The organism is Stenotrophomonas sp. YJH_SMC_6 (assembly GCF_059371335.1).
Genome location: NZ_JCAFUM010000002.1, coordinates 64,438 through 84,040 on the forward strand (window position 1 = coordinate 64,438; position 19,603 = coordinate 84,040).

Here is a 19,603-nt window from a genome sequence, read left to right on the forward strand (position 1 = left end):
TACTCCGCTCAACGTATTAGTGCTACTTCTCTGAAGTTGGCGCCTCCATCAGGTAAGTAGGGCCATTAGTTGGCGTCCACTAGGCTCGACTGCAGTAACCGAGGTGATTCGGCTCGCCTTCTGGAGGCGAGCCTTCCAAGTAAAAGTGCTACTTCAGCGCGCTCATTGCTTCGGCCGCTTGCGTTTCGGCCTAACATCAGCAGCGATGCGAACTTCTTTGGATCGCTTGAATGCAACTTCCAGCTGAGCTGGCAAATCTCGAAGCCCTGAAAGTTGTCCCTCGAGCGCGTCACATCTGCCGCGCAGGATATCGGCAGACTGACTGGCCGTGGCGGCCGCTGCTTGGGCGGTCTGGATATCCTGGCGCAGCTGCTTCTCAAGAGCTCTGTGTTGCTCGGATGCCTTGCTTAGCTGCACCTGGAGTTCTTTCACCTCCTGTCGGGCGCGATCAACATCGCTGAGCGCCCGATTCTCGACAGATCTGGTGTACTCGGCCCAGTCTTCTCGCTCAGATTTCGCCGTTTCTAGCGCCTCATGAAGCCTGGCGTCGAGTTGCTGTCTCGATGCTTCATTTCGATCGGCTCTTCGAAGCTCGACATCCCGCTGCTCTACAAGCTCTGACACCTGCAGACGGAGCTGGTCAACCAATCGCTGTAGCTCTGCAGCTTGCGTAGCGGCAATCCTCTCTCCTGTGAGAGCATCGTCGCGCTCTGAGCGCATTTGCGTCAGCTCGTCAGCTACAAGCCGGGATTTTGCCTCCAGTGCATCACGCCGGGCGGCCAGTGACTGCTCAGCCGCTGCAAGCTCTCGATGGGCGGCCTCCCGGGCATGACTCAACGCTAGCTCCCACCATTGTCCGGCGAGTTCTGCTAACACCGCTGGTGCATCTTCCAGGTCCGGACGCGCTGGCTGCAGGCGCGTGCCAAGGCGCTTCCACCACGTCTCCAGCCAGCGGGTCACGGTGTTCGGCGAGCCTGTCCCCAGGTGAGCCCGGATCCGCTCGACGGTTGGGCGTTCGCCCTTGCCGACCAATTCGTCGGCGGCGCTATGGACGTCAGATTCAGTGATGCCCCGGGCCATGCGAAGTCTCCTTTACTGGCGCCCTACTCTGCTGGTAGCGTACACGCGATAAGTGATGATTATCGTGGCTATGATCGCCTGAACGTAGCGTACATTACATAGTATGAAAGAAATTTCTACAATTCCCGCACTTGCCGCGACAGCCACCCGCCTGGAACTGCCCGAACAGCTGGCCCAACAGGCTGCCGATGCGGTCCGCGAGCTGCTCGCCGAAGCGGCAGCCGAGAACACGACCCGCAGCTACACCAGCGCCCTGCGCTACTGGGCTGGCTGGCACGCGGCGCGCTATGGCATCGAGTTGGCCTTGCCGGTACCCGAAGCCATCGTGCTCCAGTTCGTAGTCGATCACGTACAGCGCCGCTCGACCGACGGCGAATTGGCCTGGGAACTTCCCCCAGCTGTCGACCAGGCCTTGGTGGCCGCTGGCCTCAAAGCCAAGGCCGGCCCGTGGACCTTGGCCACCGTGCGCCATCGCGTTGCTGTGCTGTCCACCGCGCACCGCCTCAAGCGAGTGGCTAACCCCTGCGAGCAGCCGGCAATCCGCACCGTGCTCAGTCGCGCGGCGCGGGCCGCGGTCAAGCGCGGCGAACGCCCACGCAAGAAGACTGCGATCACCCTGTCCGAGTTGGAGGCCATGTTGGCTACCTGCGACGACAGCCTGGAAGGAATCCGCGATCGCGCCCTACTCTGCTTCGGGTTTGCCAGTGGCGGCCGCCGGCGTAGCGAGATCGCTGCGGCCGACCTGCGCGACCTGCGCCGTATTGGCGAGGCGGGCTATATCTACCGACTGGAGCACAGCAAGACTCAGCAGACCGGGGTTACGGCCTCCTCGACGCCGGACAAGCCGGTGCTCGATCGGGCCGCCCTCGCCCTGCAGGATTGGTTGGAAGCGGCGGGCATCACCGAGGGAGCCATCTTCCGGCGGCTATGGAAACAGCGGGTGGGCCCTGCCCTGTCCCCGGCCGCTGTGGGCGAGATCGTGCAGCGGCGAGCGCGCTTGGCCGGGCTGGAGGGGGATTTTGGCGGGCACAGTCTGCGGTCGGGGTTCGTGACCGAGGCTAGTCGTCAGGGCGTGGCATTGCCGGCGATCATGCAGCTGACGGAGCACCGGTCGGTATCGAGTGTGATCGGGTATTTCCAGACGGGCGGTGCTACGGCAAATCCCGCTGCTCGCCTACTGGAAGATTGACGGCCCAGAGCGGGCTACGGGCGCGCGTTAATCGATGCGCGCCGCTCCACCTCCGATGGCTTATCCTGTGGCTGCTGGACCTGTACTACCGCCAAGGGAGGGGGCGTGGCCACAAGTAAACCAGGTAAGGGAGCCGGTGCGCCGCTATCAGCGCTACCGCCGCCGACCCCTTGGCCTAATGCGAATGCACGCCTTCTTGGCGTGGGGGCGGGACTACCCGTGCAGCCGCTGGATCGGCTGGCTCAGTTCAGCGCGGCAGATTTCGAGCGCTTCACGCTTGAGTGGGCATCTGACTACCTCTCGACGCAAGTTGAGGTCGCTGAAGCTCAGCAGCGCGGCGGTGCCGGCGACAAGGGGAGAGACGTAGTCGTGTGGCTTGATCCCTCGGGGACAGAGCCGCGCCGCTGGAAGCTATATCAGTGCAAGCACTACGGCGACCGTCTGGGCCCCGGCGTCGCGGCGGGTGAGATCGCCAAGGTTCTCTATTACACGCTCCAAGGCGACTACACATCGCCTGAAGAGTATTGGTTTGTCACTCATAAGGGCACGACTTCTACTCTTCAGGATCTCTTGGATGATCCAAAGAAGCTGCGCGATTTCGTAACTGAGAACTGGGACAAACACTGCGCGGGGGCGATTACATCCAAGGCAATAGTGGCTCTCACTAAGGAGATGAAATGCCACATTGCCTCGTTTGACTTCAGCATTTTCAAAGCGAAGCAGCCGCTTGAGCTCATCTCCGAACATGCTCAGACCAGGTACCACCTGACCGTATTCGGTGCGCCGCTGATAGAAAGGCCGCCTCCGCCGGAGCCCCCTTCATCGGTTGCGCCAACAGAGTCCGGCTATATCACCCAGTTGTTCGAAATTATTGGGGAGGCCATGGAAGTAACTATCAGCGCCCCCAGCGACTTCATACATATATCCACTTACAAGGGCATTTTTGAGCGCTCTCGTATTACTTTTTACTGCGCTGAGGGCCTTAAAGAGCTGGCCCGAGATCAGATGGCCGATCCAGCGTTCTTTGAAACTCTGCTCGGCGAGTTCCGGGAGGGCCTGTACTACACATACACGACAACCGGTCAAACCGGATTGAATCGCCTCAAAGACACTGTGAAGGCGGCCCAGTCGCTACAGCTTGGTGGGCACGTGTTGGCCCCTCATGTGCAAGCAAAGGACCGCGAGGGCATGTGTCACCAGATGGCGAACGAGGGCATTCTGAAGTGGTGCGTCACATGATGAACAATGACCCAACCTCACCACGACCTCCGCGCCCTTTCAACACGCCCTTGGAGTGCGGCCTTCGAACGCTATTTGTTCTGAATGCCACCAATGGAGCAACGTTAGATCTCCAGCGGCTCGTTTCATATGACTATCTCCTTGTTCACTCCGGCGACATACCTCATGGCCCGCCCAGCCTGCATCCAGCTGTGCCTCTTCGTGGAACAGAGCTTCTGGTTAAACGTGACCTGGTGCGCGCCGGATTGAATCAGATGTTCAGCCGTGAGTTGCTCATGAAAAGCTTTGATCGTACGGGAATCATGTATAGAGCAACGGCGCTAACGGCAGCTTTTGTAGGCCTGCTCAAGTCCGACTACGCCACAGCACTTCGCTACAGAGCAGAATGGATCGTATCGAACTTCGGAAGCGATTCAGACGAAGAGCTAAACGCCTTTATGTCGGCCAATGTGGGCAAATGGGGAGCCGAGTTTGAGCGGCTTACTGCGCTACGCGATCTGGAGTTGTAAAGCGATGTTTCAATTACGAAAGCTCGTATTGCGTGGCGCCGGTGTTATGGATGCCATGGAAACCTTCGAACCGGGCGGGAACATTCTTGCGGGCGAGTCCGACACCGGAAAGAGCTACCTGCTTCACTGCATTGACTACGTCTTCGGCGCAGATGAACTACGGAAGCGAATCCCCGAGGCCGAAGTGTATTCGGATATTTTCGTCGAGCTAGAGAACTCGGCCGGAGAATTCCTGACGCTCAAGCGCCACTTGGCTGGAGGAAAGATCGCCGTCTACCGATCAAGGTTCGAATCCATGAGCGCAACCCAGCCCGAGGTCGTGACCTCCAAGCGTGGGACGGGTAAAGGCATCAAAGACATCTCGGCTGTCCTCTTTGCTTTTGCGGGGATCCCTGAGGCGGTGCTCCGCAAGAATAACCGCGGGGCGACTCAGCGTCTCTCTATGCGGATGTTTCTTCCGGTGCTCTTAATTGACGAGATCGCTGTTATTGATGAGCGCTCGCCGGTACTTGGGAAGAGTGGATTTAGTGAGACCGCACACAAGCGCACTTTCTCTTTCATGCTTTCCGGCAAAGATGACGAGGGAATTGTAACCAGGGAAGAACAGGTACTTGTAAAGGCGCGCTCTACTGCGCAACTTGGCGTTATCACGGAACTTCTGGCGCCTCTTGAAGAGCGCGCGGCAAAACGCCAGTTCGCGTCGCCCTTGGCCTCCGAAGAGATTCACGAAGCGATTAACAGCATTAGTGACCACCTCACGTTGATCACCGACGAGCGGACAAATCTCTATTTAGAGCGAGAGGCGTCCACCGCAGAGCTGAACCGAGCTGAGTACCAAGTCATTGCTTTGAAAGAACTACTGTCGCGGTACCACTTGCTTGATGGCCGCTATGCCTCGGACTTGGAGCGCCTTGACTTCGTAGCCGAGGGCGCTCACTACTTCAAGGAGTTGCAGGAGACGCGTTGCCCTCTTTGCGATCAGGTCATGGACGGCGCTCATGAACACTCCGCTGAAGCATCTGCGGAGAGTGTCCACCAGTCAGCGCGGGCGGAGGCAGGAAAGATTCTCGGGCATCGCGCGGACTTGGCGGAGACTATTGAGGCCGTCACTTCACGCATGCAAGAGCAGGCCATGCAAGCCGCTGCGGCTAAAGCAAACCTATCGCGAATTGAAGATAGGCTTACTCAGGTAATAATTCCGTCCTTCACCGAAGTCGCCGCCCGTCTCGACGACCTGGTCAGTCATAGAATTGAGCTTGAGCGCGCCAATAGCGAGCGTGATCAGATTCGCAACCTCAGCGAGCTCAAGCGACAGATCGAGACCGCGCTGGACACGAAGGAAGAGAAGGAAACGTGGCAACAGTTGCCCGCAAAGGCACTGCGAGAACTCTGCTCCGAGATTGAGACCATCTTGGGCGAGTGGAGCTGGAAGGGTCCGGGACGAGTAGATTTCGACCAGAAGGAGTATGACATTGTTGTGGATGGTCAATCTCGCCAATCGCACGGCAAGGGCGTTCGCGCGGTCCTCTATGCAGCTTTCGCGATAGGGCTTCTTCGGTACTGCAGGAGTAAAGGCACGCCCCACCCCGGCATGGTGATAATTGACTCACCGCTGACGAGCTACAAAAAAGGGAAGTCCAGTTCTACTGGTGATGGCCCAGTTGACCCCGGAATCGAGGCCTCCTTCTGGGAATCGATGGCGGGCCTCGATGATGGAATTCAGGTTGTCATCGTCGAGAACAAAGAGCCGCCCCAAGACGTAGCCGAAAAAGTCCACTATCAGTGGTTCGCAGGCGACGCCGCAAAGCCGGGCGAACGCGCCGGACTGATTCCCCGGTAACAGCCTCGATTGGCAAACCCGTCCCATATCGAACCGCCCGCCACTAACCGACGCAATCCTAGTGGCCATCGCGCGCTTGGTAGATGGCTCACAGACCGACGAGTGCGAGCCAGACACTCGAACATCGAGTTTCAGATTGATAAGGCAAAGCTGGCTTCGGTAGATCCCGGCAGGCGATCAAAGCCTATTGGGTAGTCAAAGCTGGTTCGCCCGGTGCTGAGTTGGGCGCTGTCAATCGACAGGCCGTCCGGAGAAATTCTTGTCGCCGGACTGTTATCTACGGCTCAGGCTTACGGAGGCTTCCGCCCCGCTGCCGCGAACTACTGTGGTGCTGAGGAAATTGCCAACCTCTCAGCAGCCTTCGACCTACAGAGCGGGCAGTTGGGGGCTGGTGGCTCGCTCTGGCCCAAAGTCCTATCGCCGCTGGCCGCGGAGGAGCTAACTGCGGGACTTGGGGCTTACGCGGAGAGGGCCCCTAGCGGCGCTCTCGATAGCCCCTTCGTTGCCGGTACCGCTAAGGACCTATGGAGGCTACCACCGCAATCGCTGGCGCTTGGCTTCGTGTCCGGCCCAGGCAGACACGCTAATCATTGGCTCATACCTTTGATGATGGTGGAACTAGAATGCCGGCAATCAGGGGTTCTCGGGCGCCCCTTAGAGGCGTCCTTAGTTCATAATTTGCCCAGTGACCTGGGGGGGGGCATAAGACGCATGCGGGACGAACAGTACATGCGCACAGAACTGGGTCTGCTGGTACCTCGCGGTTCGGTCGACTCAAAACAACCAGCAGCGCTTCCTGATGCCGACCTAGACGCTTCGGCCAAAACAACTGTCGGCCATAGCGACCGTTGGCTTAACCTCGCGTCTATTTTCATACAACTAGTGACTGTGGTTGTTCTGTGGCTAACGTTCAAAAACACAGTAATCCCTACCCAGCAGAAGGAGCTACTTGCAGAGCAAGTGGCAGGCCTTGAGCAAGATCGAAAGAGAACAGTGGCAGACATTGAGCACGGCAGACGCACAATGGAAAAGTTGAACAGCACCCTGTCCGGCCAGAGGCAAGAACTAAGCAGGCTGCAGCAGGAGCGAAACGCGCTCGAGATCGAGTCAAGACGAGCACATGCTGAAGCAATAGCCGCACAAGCCAAGGAGCAGGCCGCGCAGCTCTCGACAAAGTCCGCCCAGAAAGGCCTAACAGACGCAAGATGGAGAATCTTTTCAGAAGAAGCAAGCTGGCAAATTCTTCGTGCGGACACTGGAAGAACGTTAATCTACAAGCATATAAGTAATGCTGCTGATTCCGCAAATTCAGCTGCGGAAAAGCAAACAGCGGCTCAGAGTATTGTTCGAGACATCGAGCTATACGAGAAAAATTGGCCCGACTACAAGACGCTCGTGAAGTTAACGGGCGATCACATCAGGGCGTTGCGCAGTCCGCACTACACGGTTGAGATGGCTAACGAATTTGCAGATCAATTTGAAAAGGAGGGTGCTAAATTTCAATGCGAACGCCCCAATTTCGCAACAATGAAAGAGAAATACCTACTCGCTCTGGCGAATGCTGGAAAAGAAGCAAGCGAAGAAGCAAAGCGACAGATGGATAAAATTCGGCGCGAGTACGCCGCAAGAGGTCAGACACCTGTATTCCAGGAGGGATGGGAGGAAAATGCGACACGGATGAGTCTAATCGGCCTGGAGTACAGCGTTAAAAGGGACCTAACTAATGAACTGATTGAGCTCCCGAACGAATGCGAGCAGCGCTTCAAAGCCATCGGCGCAAAGTTTCTTGAGGAGAGGAGTGGAAGTCCACAGGCGCTACCGGACGACATTCTGTATTAGTTCGATGCATCCCCGAGAACAAGACTGGCACTCCAATGGATGCTGACCTTGCCGCCCGCCACCCCAGGCTAGTGCTGAACGGGTCGGGAGTTGCCCTTACCTACCCCCGATAAATCTTCCTAATCGCCCACCCCAGCAATGTCTGCTTTGCTGCCAGAGGCAGACATCTATCGTCGCCTAGCCAGGGACCTAAAGCTATCCGCCGTTAGCCAGATGCCGAGGCGCCCTCAACGCGCCTCGGCATCCGATTCGTCACGGGCTGTAGTGCATGGAGGCACTAAAGGCACGTCCCTGTTCGTAGCCGGCATGGCCCATTAGCGGCTCGGGCACGAGACCCTGCGTTTCACTCCAGCCTGTGCTGCCGTCCCCGGTGAAGCCACTGATGGCGTCGATCAGCTGCCGCACTTCAGCACTGGCCGACGTGTCCATCGTGCGGACAGAAGCAAGCGAGGCTGCGGCCGGCAGTGGCTTGAGTTGGCCGGCGATCGCAGACGCCGAGATGGCATTGCCTCCGTCTCCTGGCTGTACGAACGCGATAGCGTACTGCCCTCCTTGGAAGTGCTTGAGCACCCGCATCTGCTGAGCAGCGTCACCGTCAACCCGTACGAGCAGATCATCACCATCACGGTAGTAGCTCAGGCGGCTGCGAGCGATTCCGTCGAAGTACAGCCAGTCGGTACCACCGCCGGTGTTGTCCACGGTATCCACGCCACCGCCAGCGCGGTAGAAGTAGGTGTCGTTGCCGACGCCACCGAACAGCATATCGTTACCGTCTTCGCCCACCAGTTGATCGTCGCCCGCGCCGCCAATCAGGATGTCGTTGCCCGAACCGCTGAAGCTGCCATTGCCACCGGACAGATAGTCGTTGCCGTCGCCGCCGTCGAGCTTGTCATCCCCGCCCATGCCGAACAGTGTATCGTCGCCGCCGAGACCCTGGATGCGATCACGGCCACTGGTACCCACCAGCTGCTCGCCGGCCCCCGTGCCGGAGATCTGTGAGGGATAGTCGCCGTCGTTGCCACCTCCCGGATTCCCGCTACCGGTACCCGGCACCAAGGCATTGATGGCCGCCGTGTTCAGCGCCGAGCCTCCTGCGGGTTGCAGGTAGTCCAGTGCCATGTCCCCGCCCATGAAGTGATTGGTGACGGTGACCTTCTGATTGGCATTGCCGTTGATGGTGATCACCAGGTTGTCGCCATCACGGGCGAAGGCAAGCTTGGACAGGGTGATGTCGTTCTGGAAGATCAGCCAGTCCGTACCGCCACCCGTATTGTCGATGACATCGATGCCGCCGCCGTAGACGTACTGATCATCACCTGTGCCGCCAATGAGCACGTTGCTCCCATCTTCGCCACGCAAGGTGTCATTGCCCAGCCCACCCTCGAGGCGATCATCGCCCGAGCCGCTGCCGCTTCCATTGCCGCCGGACAGGTAGTCATTCCCGTCTCCACCGCGCAGGGTGTCATTGCCGCCCATACCAAACAGTGTGTCGGCGCCGCCCAGGCCTTCAATGAGATCCTTGCCAGCGCTGCCTGCCAGCTGTTCGCCGGCCGCGGTTCCCTGGATGACCTGGTCGAACTGCCCGCCGGTACTGCCACCGGCGACGATCTGATTGATCTGCGCGGTGGTGAGGTACGAACCGCCATCCGGCTGCACATAGTCGATCGCGGCGTCACCACCTAGGAAGTGGTTGGTGACACGTACGGCCGGCGTGGCGGCGTTGTCCAACGTGATCAGCAGATCGTTGCCGTCGCGGCTGAACGAGATCCGCTCACGGCTGATGCCACCGGTGAAGAACACGCCGTCGAAGCCTCCGCCGGTGTTGTCCACCGTATCGGTGCCGCTGCTGGTATCGAAGACGTACTTGTCATCGCCGCTGCCGCCGACCAGCGTGTCGTTGCCACCTCCTCCGACAATCGTATCGTTGCCACCCATCCCGTGGATGATGTTGGCTTCCGCATTGCCGGCAAGGTAGTTGTCCAGTGCGTTGCCACCGCCATTGATGGCATCGGCACCGGTCAGGAACAAGTTCTCGATGTTGTCCGACAGCACGTACGAGGCGCTCGACTGGACCTGGTCCTTGCCAGCGCCGACGGCCTCGACCACCACGTCGCCACTGTCATCGACAATATAGATATCGTCGCCGGCACCGCCCTCCATGCGGTCGATACCTTCGCCGCCATCGTGATAGTCGTTGCCGTTGCCACCGTACAGCGTGTCGCTGCCACTGCCACCAAACAGCGAATCATTGCCATCCAGACCGTACAGCAGATCTTCGCCATCCCAGCCCCCCAGGGTGTTGGCGCCGGCATTGCCAGTGATCACGTTGTCCAGCCCATTGCCGTTGCCGGTCTGGACGCCGGCGGCCAGGATCAGATTCTCGACCTCATCGGCAAGCACCAGGTTCGTTTCATAGCGTCGCTCGATGGTATCGACGCCCTCCCCGGCATGCTCGACGATCCAGTCACCGCTGCTGTCGTTGATGTAGTAATCGTCGCCCTCGCCGCCCTGCATGCGGTCGCCGCCGGCGCCACCGTCGAGGCGGTTGTTGCCTGCATTGCCGGTCAGCTGGTTGTTGCCGCCGTTGCCGGTACCATTGATGTTGCCGGCGCCGGTCAGCACCAGGTCTTCCAGAGTATCGCCGAGTACATAATCGATGCTGGATTCGACCGTGTCGTGGCCTTCACCGGCGAGTTCAACCACGGCATCGCCCGTCTGGTCGACCACGTAGGTGTCATCGCCCAGGCCACCCAGCATGCGGTCGGCCCCTGCCCCGCCGTCCAGGCGATTGCTGTTGCTGTTGCCTGTCAGTTCGTTGTTGTCAGCGCTGCCGGTGCCGGTGATGGCACCGCTCGCCTCCACCAGCACCAACCGCTCGATGTTGCTCGACAGAGCGTAGTCGCTGGTGGCATGCACGACATCGACTCCCTCGCCCGCGAGCTCGACGATGCTGTCCAGCTGGCTGTCCACATGGTAGACGTCATCACCGGCACCACCCTCCATGTGGTCGTCCCCGGACTGGCCATCCAGCACATCGTTGCCACTGCCCCCCAGCAGGCGGTCATTACCTTGGCCGCCGAACAATTGGTCATCACCGGCACCACCGTCCAGCCGGTTGGCACCCTCGTTGCCGTTCAGGACGTTGGCGAGTTCGTTGCCGGCTCCATCGATGCTCCCGTTTCCGGTAAGCAGGAGATCTTCCACATTGGCTGCCAACCCGTGGTTCACCGAGCTGTGCACGGTGTCCCTTCCTTCCGCGGCGGCTTCGATCACCACGTCACCGGCATCATCCACGATGTAGACGTCATCGCCCTGTCCACCCTCTGATCGGTCGGCACCCGCCCCGCCGTCGAGGACGTCGGCACCAGCGCCGCCGCGCAATGTGTCATTACCTTCTCCGCCGAACAGCCGGTCGTCACCATTGTCGCCCTCCAGCAGATCGTCCCCGCCCTCGCCGAGGAGCTGGTCATCGCCATCGGCGCCGTGAATGACGTTCCCCAATGCACTGCCGACGATTACGTCGCTATGGCTGGTAGCCACCAGTACCTGCTGATCAAGAGCGGAGGCATCCATCCAGCGGGGAGCTGCGTTGCCGATGATCAAGCGCAGGCCACGCGTTGCGAGTCCACTGACCGCATCGAAGATGCCGTCGACACGAATCTCATCCACGCCGTTCTGATCGATCCGGAGAACCAGGGTCGAACCCTCCCGGCGCATGAACACACTGCTCTCGACGACACCCAGGAGTCGCAGTGTCGATGCGCCGGCGTCGTCTACGATCCGGTCGCGACCATCGCCGGTTGAGAACCGGTACTCGTCGTCGCCCTCACCGCCTTCCAGCACGTCGTTTCCGATACCACCGGCCAGTACATCGTTGCCAGAACCACCCAGCAATTCATCGTCGCCACCGCCGCCGAGCAGCAGATCGTCTCCCTGATCCCCTGCCATCCAATCACGGTCGTCACCGCCTTCCAGAATGTCCGCGCCGCTTCCGCCGTACAACGCGTCCATACCATTACCGCCGAAGATCTGGTCGGCTCCTTCACCACCAGTAATCGTATCGTTTCCGTCTTCGCCTCGGATCAGATCGTCGCCTGCCTCACCTTGCAACAGGTCATCCCCTTCGCCACCGGAGAGCTGATCAGCGCCCGCGCCGCCGGAGATATCGTCATTTCCCTGCAAGCCAAGCAGAACATCGTCGCCCTCGTAGCCGCGCAGAACGTCATCGCCGACCGTGGCAGCCTGGACCATCGACTTGATCATGGCCACCGACCACGAGGCACCGTTGGCGAAGCGGATCTCATCGATCCGGGAGGGACCCGCAGCGTCTTCTCCGAAATAGTTTTGCACCGTCAGCATGTCCGTGCCGTTGGCAAGCTGAAGGAGCAGGTCATTGCCCACCCGAGTGGCACGCACGTCAGCAGGATCGATGCCAGGCAGGAACTCGACGGTATCCAGGCGATCGGCCGCTGCATCATAGTTGTTGATTACATCCCGCCCGAAACCATTGGCGAAGATGTACCTGTCGTTGCCGCTCCCCCCCTGGAGAGTGTCATTGCCGGCACCGCCCTCCAGCCGATCGTTGCCATTACCACCGTCGAGATAGTCGTCGCCCTCGCCGCCCAGGAGCAGATCGGCGCCGTCCCCGCCGGACAGATGGTCATTGCCCGTGCCGCCGTCGAGCGCGTCGTCGCCATCATCCCCATTGAGTCGATCGGCGCCGCCTCTGCCGGCCAGGCTGTCATTGCCGCCTCGGCCACTGAGCCACTCGTTGCCATCGCCGCCCTGGATCACATCGTCACTTTCGTACCCGTACCGGTCATCCACCCCGGGGGTAGGAACCAGCACGATCTGCTTTACATCGGCAATCGTCCACTGCGTGCCATCGGCAAAGCGGATGAGGTCCACGCGATAGGCGCTGTTGCCGTCGTCACGGAAGTAGTTCTGGATGTCGATCCGGTCATCCGTGCCGCTGATCTGGATGCACAGGTAGTCGCCGCTGCGCCAGACCTTCAGGTCTGAAGCGAGAACACCGCTGCCCATTTCGAGCACGTCGATGCGCCCCTGCGACGCATCATGGTTGTAGATGCGGTCATGGCCGGACCCGCGGCCGAACACGTAGAGATCATTGCCCGTGCCGCCATCCAGATAATCATCGCCTGCGCCGCCATCGATGCGGTCGTCACCGGCACCACCGTTCAGTGAGTCAGCGCCCGCGCCACCGAAGAGCCTGTCGCGGCCGTCACGGCCGTCAAGCGAGTCGTCGCCAGCGCCGCCGTGCAGGGTATCGGCGCCCGCGCCACCGTCGAGCTGATCCTGCTGCGCGCCGCCATACAGGACGTCATCACCGGCCTCGCCGCGCACGATGTTGCGGCCCTGGCCCCCGAACACCACGTCGTCGCCAGCGCCTGCAGAGATGAATTCGGATACATCCGGCGTGTCCCCGCCGAGAATCGTGTCATCTCCGGTCCCACCAATGCCACGACGCAGTCCGACCTGTTCCAGCGACTGGATGAAGGTTGCGTCCTGAGCATTCTCGGCCATCCACGCACGCAGCAGCGTTTCGCCCTGAGTCCAGGTAACCGCACCTGATACCTGTCGCGGCAATGCCCTGGCCAGCTCCACCAGATCGATTGCAGCGTTGGTGCGATCGGCGGCATAGCGGGACAGCAGCACCGTGTCGACGGGCGCAAAGTCCACGTCCGTCTTTCCGGTGACGGTATCGATAGTCAACGTCACCTTGTTGATGTAAGCCTGCAGGCGCGTCTGAAGTGCAAGCTGCGCGTAGCTGCCTTCAAAGAAGGCATCGTAGACCCGGCCATAGTTGTTGAGGTTCTCGGTACCCCAGAAGACGGCGCTGATGGGTTCCATGCCAAGGATGGCTTCGACGACACGCACCTTGCGCGTATACGCCTCATCCATGCTGCCGGGTTCACCGACAAATACCTGCTCGCCGGGACGCAGGCGGATCACATTCTCCGAGTTTTCGTCATAGCGTCCGCCGCTCATGTAGAGGGCGATGCTCTCATCGCTGAATCTGGGGTTCGTCCGTGCCCACTGGTAGAGCACCTCCCCCAGCAGTTCACGCTGGGCGCTGCGCGTGGTCGCTGCGGAGAATGCCTGGATTGCCTGGAGTAGCGCGGGCGACAGCGAGGCCGCCTCACGCAGGTCCCGCAGCATGCCCATACCCTGAAGATTCGCGAGTCCCGCCAGCGCCTCCGGAATCACGATACGGTCCACATAGCGGCTGTGGATGGTGTCGGCGTCAAAGTTGAAATCCTGCATCAACCGGGTAGATTCCACCCCGTTTGCATCCACGCGGGTGTAGCTGCTGGTGCCCATCAGGTTGCCGCCCGGCACGTCGTCACTGGCGGGTCCATTGCCGACAAAGTTCGTGGAAAGGCGGGTGATCCCCAGTTCCGCCAACGTCTTCAGTTCACTTGATTCACTGATGCCATTGCCATTGCCGTCCTGCCAGATCTTCAGCGAGCTGAAAGCCGCGTCGGCTGCGTCGATGGACCCATCGCCATTGGAATCGAGATCGGCTAGCGCCTCCATTCCGTTGAGAGCGAGGCGACCATTGCGCAGGCGGGTACGGTCGCCGAAAAGTTCGCTACCATTCTCAATCGCACCAGAGCCGTCGATATCGCGCACCAGCAGCCCGTCGCGCGCTCCGACCCAACCGGTTGCCGTGCGAATGCCGTCGCCGTCATAGTCGAAAAGTGGGCCGGACAGATCGCCATCAACGATGGTCGATACAACACCGTCTCCGTCCAGGTCCAGGGCGATGGGATCGTAGCGCTCAATACGGTAGTCGTCGCCCCGGATCGAATCGCCCAGTTCACCGAGCTTGTCCTGCAGCGGTCCGTTTACTTCGTCCCACAGCATGCCACCCAGATAGCCGCCAAGGACGGCGGCCAGGCCGATGGCAATGGTCACCGGAAGGCCGACGGTGAGGCCGAAGGCGCCCAGCAACGCCATCGCGCCATAGCCGAAGGCCTCTGCCAGCAACAGGCTGGTACCGGCCTTGCCCAGGCCGTTCCAGTCCTGGTTCAGCGCTGCCTGGCCGATCTGGTACGCGTCGAACGCCGGCCCCAGATACTCTCCGAGGGCTCTGCCGGCAGCACTGTTGCCGAAGGTGCCAAGGTCACTCAATGCTTGGGTCTTCATGTTCCCCAGGAAGCCGTTGAGCTGATCCTGGGTGTGGATGCTCTGGGTTACCAGGCTGTCAGCCATTGCGTTGTAGTGATTGGCCAGATTCTGGTAGGTCTGGGAGAAGCTGAGGTCTGGATTGTTGGCGTAGCGCTGCGCGTTGAGATCTGCATAGTGCGCGTTGGCCCGGATTCCGCTCTCCAACCCTGCGATCTGGGCGTCGAACGACGACCGGCCCTGCGCAACGGCTAGGTCATAGCCATTGTTGTATGCGTCGTAGAATCCACCGATGAAATTATTCAGATGTCCTGCGAGATCACCCGCATTCTGTTGAATTTCTTCAAGCGTAATGACGGAAGTTGCCACGGTTCACACTCCTTGTTGAATCAGGCCAGAGAGAAGGGATGACACACATGCGTGCAGGGAGAGCGCTCCAAGTGGGGCGATCCTGCAGAACTGCTCAGAGCAGGTGGCACGTCCGGACTCGGCTACGCGTCGGAACGGCCACTGCGCCGCGCCTAGCGCGCGGTAGATTTGGGAAAGAGCAGCCTGGGAGTTCCGACCAGCAATAACCAGGCAGCCATTGCCGCCCCGTAGGCAAGAACAGTTCCTACCAGGAACGTGCCGAACAGGCTGCCAGTGAATAAGTGATACAGCCCCATGCCGCGTCCAGCAGCGCTGCTGCCAACGATGAGCACGATCACCGGCAGCAGCATCAGCCCGCTGCAGAGGACCAGCGAAAAGGCGCCCAGCAGCCAACGCTTGAGCACGGGGTTCCAGGGCACGGGATAGCCCGCGAGCCGTCGTCTCATCTGGAAAAACAGCACTGGAATGGTGACCAGATACATTAGTGCCACGTACAGCCAACTCCGGACATCGGTGCCAGCACTATCAAGCAACGCGTGGGGGTAGGCCCCTGTGCGGTGCAGCACGTGAGCACCTGCCGCCAACAATGCGCTCATTGCCATTGCAGGCCAGAACAGCCGCGAGACGCTGCCCCATTGTGTGTTGCGTTGCTGCTGCCCATCATTCATGCCAGACATGAAAGCCTTCTTGAGAGGTTGTGTCATGGATATCCGGGAGCATTCCCGGGCTGTCGCAGATTGGGCCAGGGAATGGCAGGAGCGGCTGTTGCTAGCGCTCTCGCAGCGCCTCGCCTGCATGTTGGCGCAATGGACTCAGCAGGTAGTCGATGACCCGCCGCTTCCCGGTCTTGATCTCGGCGCTCAGGCTCATGCCCGCGGTCATGCGCACGCGCACCCCGTCGATCTGCAGGGTGGCCTTGTCGAGCTTGACCCGTACCGGGAAGACCAGGCCGAGATTCTCGTCCTGCATGGCGTCATGGGAGACGCTCACTACTTTCCCTGTCAGGTAGCCGTAGCGGGTATACGGAAAGCTCTCCACCTTCACGGTTACCGCCTGGCCGGTGCGCACAAAGCCGATGTCTTTGTTGAGGATGGTAGCTTCGACCTCCAGTGATTCCTCGCTGGGGACGACGGCCAAGAGGGGCTGCGCCGGAGTAACCACACCACCCACTGTATGTACGACCAGCTGCTGCACAGTTCCATCGACAGGCGCCCGCAGGGTCATCTGGTGGTCGCGCTGCCCTGTTCGCGATACTTCAGGCGTCATCTGTCCGATCTGCTCCTGCGCCTCACGCAATCCGTCCAGGGTCTGTTGGCGGAAGTCGGCCACCAGCACCCTCAGTTCTTCTTCGGCAGCCCGCTGGGCCGACCGGATCTCCTGCACGCGATTGCGCTGCGCGGCAAGATCGCGCTCACCCGCGATACGCTCCTGCTCTCGCAGCAGATAGTCGTGACGCCCCACGTAGTTGCCCTCCAGCAGGCTGCGGTAGTCATCGGCGCGAAGGCGGGAGATGCGCGCCGACTCCTCCAGCGGCTTCACCGAGGCCTGGGTGGTTTTCAGTTCCGCACGGCGCTGTGCGATCAAGGCCTGCAGATTGTGGCGCTTGGCCTGCAGCGCCTCGAACTGGCTTCGGGCCAGCGCCTGCTCGGCCTGTACCCGGTCTGCCGGCAGGTCTGGATCAACATGGAATACCGGCGCTGTACCATCTTCCAGGGCCTCGGCGAGGGCACGCAGGCGTAGGGCGGCCATGCGCGCGTTCAACAATGCATCGTCCGCCTTGGCCACGTCGGCGGACGTGGAGGTGGCATCAAGTTCGATCAGCACCTGCCCTGCTTTGACCGCCTGCCCGTCACGCACCAGAATCCGGCGCACCACGCTGGTTTCCGCCGGTTGCACCACCTTGGTCCTTGAGTCCACGACGGTTTTCCCGGGAGCCACAGCAACGATATCGAGCTTGCCAAGACTGGCCCACAGCACCGCCACACAGAACAACGCGATGATGATGCGCAGCGTCCACCGTGCGGTGGGCGACGCAGGGGTTTCAATCAGTTCCAGGTGGGCGGGCAGGAAGGCGCGCTCGTCGGCCTCGCGCGCAGGCGGGTCCATCTCGTGGCGGGCCTGCCAAGCGCTACGGAACACGGCAAGGTAGCGCGCGGTGAAGATGCGCACCGCATCATGGATGTGCTTCATGCCGCCCCCTGCTGAAGGCGATGCAGCTGCGCGTAGTGCCCGAGTGGCTGAGCCAGCAACTCATCATGTGTTCCACTCTCGACGATGCGACCTCGGTCTACGACGACGATGCGGTTGGCCCTGCGCACGGTGGAGAGGCGGTGCGCAATGATGATGACGGTGCGGCCCTTGCAGATCTCGCGCATGTTGGACATCACCGCATGCTCGGACTCGTAGTCCAGGGCACTGGTAGCCTCATCCAGGATCAGGATGCGGGGATCGGTGATCAGCGCACGGGCGATCGCCACGCGCTGCCGCTGGCCACCCGACAGGCCCGCGCCATGCTCCCCCACTTTGGTGTCATAACCCTCAGGCAGCGCCGAGATGAACTCGTGGGCGCCGGCAAGGGTCGCCGCCTTGATCACCTGTTCAAGCGGCATGCCCGGATCACTGAGTGCGATGTTCTCACGCACGCTGCGGTTGAACAGGAAGTTCTCCTGCAGTACCACGCCCAGCTGCCTCCGCAGCCAGGCAGGATCGGCCAGGGCCAAATCATGCCCATCCACCAGCACTCGTCCGCGCTCGGGCGTGTACAGGCGCTGCACCAGCTTGGTCAGCGTGCTCTTCCCGGAGCCCGAACGCCCGACGATGCCAATGACCTGCCCGGCCGGCACGTGCAAATCGATACCGGCAAGAATCTCCGGGGTATCCGGGCGATAGCGGAATCCGACCTGCTCGAAGGTGATGTCGCCACGGATGGACGGTAGTGCCATCCGGCTGCCAGGCAGTTCCGTGCGGGTGTTGAGGATATCGCCGAGACGCTGGACAGAAATGCCCACTTGCTGGAAGTCCTGCCACAGCTGGGCCAGGCGGATGATCGGCGCGGCGACCTGTCCAGACAACATGTTGAAGGCGATCAGCTGGCCCAGTGACAGCTTGCCATCAATGACCAGCTTTGCCCCCCAGAACAGGATGGCAACACTGACCAGCTTCTGCACGAGCTGCACGCTCTGCTGGCCGACGGTCGCGATCTTGGTGACGCCAAATCCGGCATTCACATATCCTGCCAGCTGGCTGTCCCAGGTGCGTGTCACCCGTGGATCGACCGCACTGGCCTTGACCGTACCGATACCACTGATGGTTTCGACCAGGAAGGACTGGTTGTCCGCGCCGCGTGCGAACTTCTCATCCAAGCGCTTGCGCAGCACGGGAGTGATGCCTGCCGAAACAAGCGCATAGAGCGGAAGCGAGATCACGACGATAAGAGTCAGCCAGCCGCTGTAGTAGAACATCACGGCCAGGAACACCACGGTGAACAGCAGGTCGAGGACCGAGGTCAACGCCTGCCCGGTCAGGAAGTTACGGATGTTCTCCAGTTCGCGCACGCGGGCAATGGTGTCGCCCACACGTCGGGATTCGAAGTACGCCAGCGGCAACGCCAGTACATGCCGGAACAGGCGGGCACCGAGCTCGACGTCAATCTTGCTGGTCGTATGGGCGAACACATAGGTACGCAGCCCACTCAGCACGACGTCGAAAATGGCGATGGACACCAGCCCAATCGCGATCACATCCAGTGTTGTCAGGCCGCGATGCACCAAGACCTTGTCCATCACCACTTGGTAGAACAGAGGCGTGACCAGTGCAAACAACTGGATGAAGAACGAGACGATGAAGACCTCCAGCAGCATCTTCCGATACTTGATCACCGCTGGAATGAACCAGCTGAAATCGAACCGGGCCAGCTCGCCGAGAACCGACGCCCGCGATGCGACCTGCAGCAGGCGCCCCCGGTAGCGCTGCCGAAGCGCGGCCATGTCAATGCTCAACGGGCGCTTCTGGGCCAGATCGTGGATCAGCACCTGATCGCCATTGATGCGGGCGATGATGAACGCATCACCGTCCTCACCAAGTGCAAGCGCAGGCAGGTTGGCCAACGCCAGGCGCGCGCAGGGCGTCGACACCATCCGCGCCTTGAAGCCCAGCTTGCGGGCCGCCAGGACCAGGGTCGTTTCGTCCATGGGGGCATTGCCCAGTCCAGCGTCGTGTGCCAGCTGACTGGCGTCGGCCGCAATGCCATGAAATTGAGCAAGCAGTACCAGACCACGCAACGCCAGATCCTGTTGATCCTGCGCACGCGCTACCCCCGGCACCGAAAGTGCCGCGTCTCCCTCTGACATAAAATCCCCTGCGCAGCTTCCATTGTGCGCAACCCCGACG

The 19,603-nt window shown here is 60.7% G+C and carries 10 protein-coding genes; 5 read left to right on the top strand and 5 right to left on the bottom strand.

Features of this window, described 5'->3' with window-relative positions:
• Positions 1–162: 162 nt before the first annotated feature.
• Positions 163–1,080: a DNA-binding protein gene (locus AC5P9N_RS02100; protein ID WP_099484151.1), complete on the bottom strand. Its 918-nt coding sequence runs from the start codon at positions 1,078–1,080 to the stop codon at positions 163–165.
• A gap of 103 nt (positions 1,081–1,183) precedes the next feature.
• On the opposite strand from AC5P9N_RS02100, the gene AC5P9N_RS02105 reads away from it, so the two are divergent.
• From AC5P9N_RS02105 to AC5P9N_RS02125, 5 genes are all read left to right on the top strand, one after another.
• Complete coding sequence (locus tag AC5P9N_RS02105) at positions 1,184–2,269, top strand: site-specific integrase (protein WP_099484150.1); 1,086 nt, start codon at positions 1,184–1,186, stop codon at positions 2,267–2,269.
• 219 nt (positions 2,270–2,488) lie between these two features.
• Entirely contained in the window at positions 2,489–3,508 is a 1,020-nt protein-coding gene (locus AC5P9N_RS02110; RefSeq protein WP_199127935.1) for an ABC-three component system protein, read from the top strand.
• Positions 3,505–4,017, top strand: coding sequence for an ABC-three component system middle component 2 (locus AC5P9N_RS02115; protein ID WP_099484148.1), 513 nt, complete (start codon positions 3,505–3,507; stop codon positions 4,015–4,017). Before AC5P9N_RS02110 ends, AC5P9N_RS02115 begins: the two co-directional genes overlap by 4 nt.
• 55 nt (positions 4,018–4,072) lie before the next feature.
• Positions 4,073–5,857 (top strand): hypothetical protein, encoded by a 1,785-nt coding sequence (locus AC5P9N_RS02120; RefSeq protein ID WP_143569533.1) that lies wholly within the window; start codon positions 4,073–4,075, stop codon positions 5,855–5,857.
• 729 nt (positions 5,858–6,586) lie between these two features.
• A complete protein-coding gene (locus AC5P9N_RS02125; protein WP_143569534.1) occupies positions 6,587–7,696 on the top strand; it encodes a hypothetical protein in 1,110 nt (369 codons plus the stop codon).
• Positions 7,697–7,948: 252 nt separating this feature from the next.
• On the opposite strand, the gene AC5P9N_RS02130 is transcribed toward AC5P9N_RS02125, so the two are convergent.
• The 4 genes from AC5P9N_RS02130 to AC5P9N_RS02145 all read right to left on the bottom strand — a co-directional run bounded on the left by AC5P9N_RS02130 (position 7,949) and on the right by AC5P9N_RS02145 (position 19,563).
• Complete coding sequence (locus AC5P9N_RS02130; protein WP_239498922.1) at positions 7,949–15,214, bottom strand: calcium-binding protein; 7,266 nt, start codon at positions 15,212–15,214, stop codon at positions 7,949–7,951.
• 152 nt (positions 15,215–15,366) lie between these two features.
• Positions 15,367–15,891, bottom strand: coding sequence for a transporter (locus tag AC5P9N_RS02135; RefSeq protein ID WP_099484162.1), 525 nt, complete (start codon positions 15,889–15,891; stop codon positions 15,367–15,369).
• 91 nt (positions 15,892–15,982) lie between these two features.
• Entirely contained in the window at positions 15,983–17,404 is a 1,422-nt protein-coding gene (locus AC5P9N_RS02140; protein ID WP_099484145.1) for an HlyD family type I secretion periplasmic adaptor subunit, read from the bottom strand.
• Positions 17,401–19,563: a type I secretion system permease/ATPase gene (locus tag AC5P9N_RS02145; RefSeq protein WP_099484144.1), complete on the bottom strand. Its 2,163-nt coding sequence runs from the start codon at positions 19,561–19,563 to the stop codon at positions 17,401–17,403. The genes AC5P9N_RS02140 and AC5P9N_RS02145 overlap by 4 nt, the downstream gene beginning before the upstream one ends.
• Positions 19,564–19,603 lie beyond the last annotated feature (40 nt).

What these genes read in the sequence shown, in the direction of transcription:
- AC5P9N_RS02145 (WP_099484144.1), bottom strand. Translation starts at nt 19,563, where the DNA reads ATGTCAGAGGGAGACGCGGCACTTTCGGTGCCGGGGGTAGCGCGTGCG.
- AC5P9N_RS02100 (WP_099484151.1), bottom strand. Translation starts at nt 1,080, where the DNA reads ATGGCCCGGGGCATCACTGAATCTGACGTCCATAGCGCCGCCGACGAA.
- AC5P9N_RS02135 (WP_099484162.1), bottom strand. Translation starts at nt 15,891, where the DNA reads ATGTCTGGCATGAATGATGGGCAGCAGCAACGCAACACACAATGGGGC.
- AC5P9N_RS02125 (WP_143569534.1), top strand. Translation starts at nt 6,587, where the DNA reads ATGCGCACAGAACTGGGTCTGCTGGTACCTCGCGGTTCGGTCGACTCA.
- AC5P9N_RS02140 (WP_099484145.1), bottom strand. Translation starts at nt 17,404, where the DNA reads ATGAAGCACATCCATGATGCGGTGCGCATCTTCACCGCGCGCTACCTT.
- AC5P9N_RS02120 (WP_143569533.1), top strand. Translation starts at nt 4,073, where the DNA reads ATGGAAACCTTCGAACCGGGCGGGAACATTCTTGCGGGCGAGTCCGAC.
- AC5P9N_RS02105 (WP_099484150.1), top strand. Translation starts at nt 1,184, where the DNA reads ATGAAAGAAATTTCTACAATTCCCGCACTTGCCGCGACAGCCACCCGC.
- AC5P9N_RS02115 (WP_099484148.1), top strand. Translation starts at nt 3,505, where the DNA reads ATGATGAACAATGACCCAACCTCACCACGACCTCCGCGCCCTTTCAAC.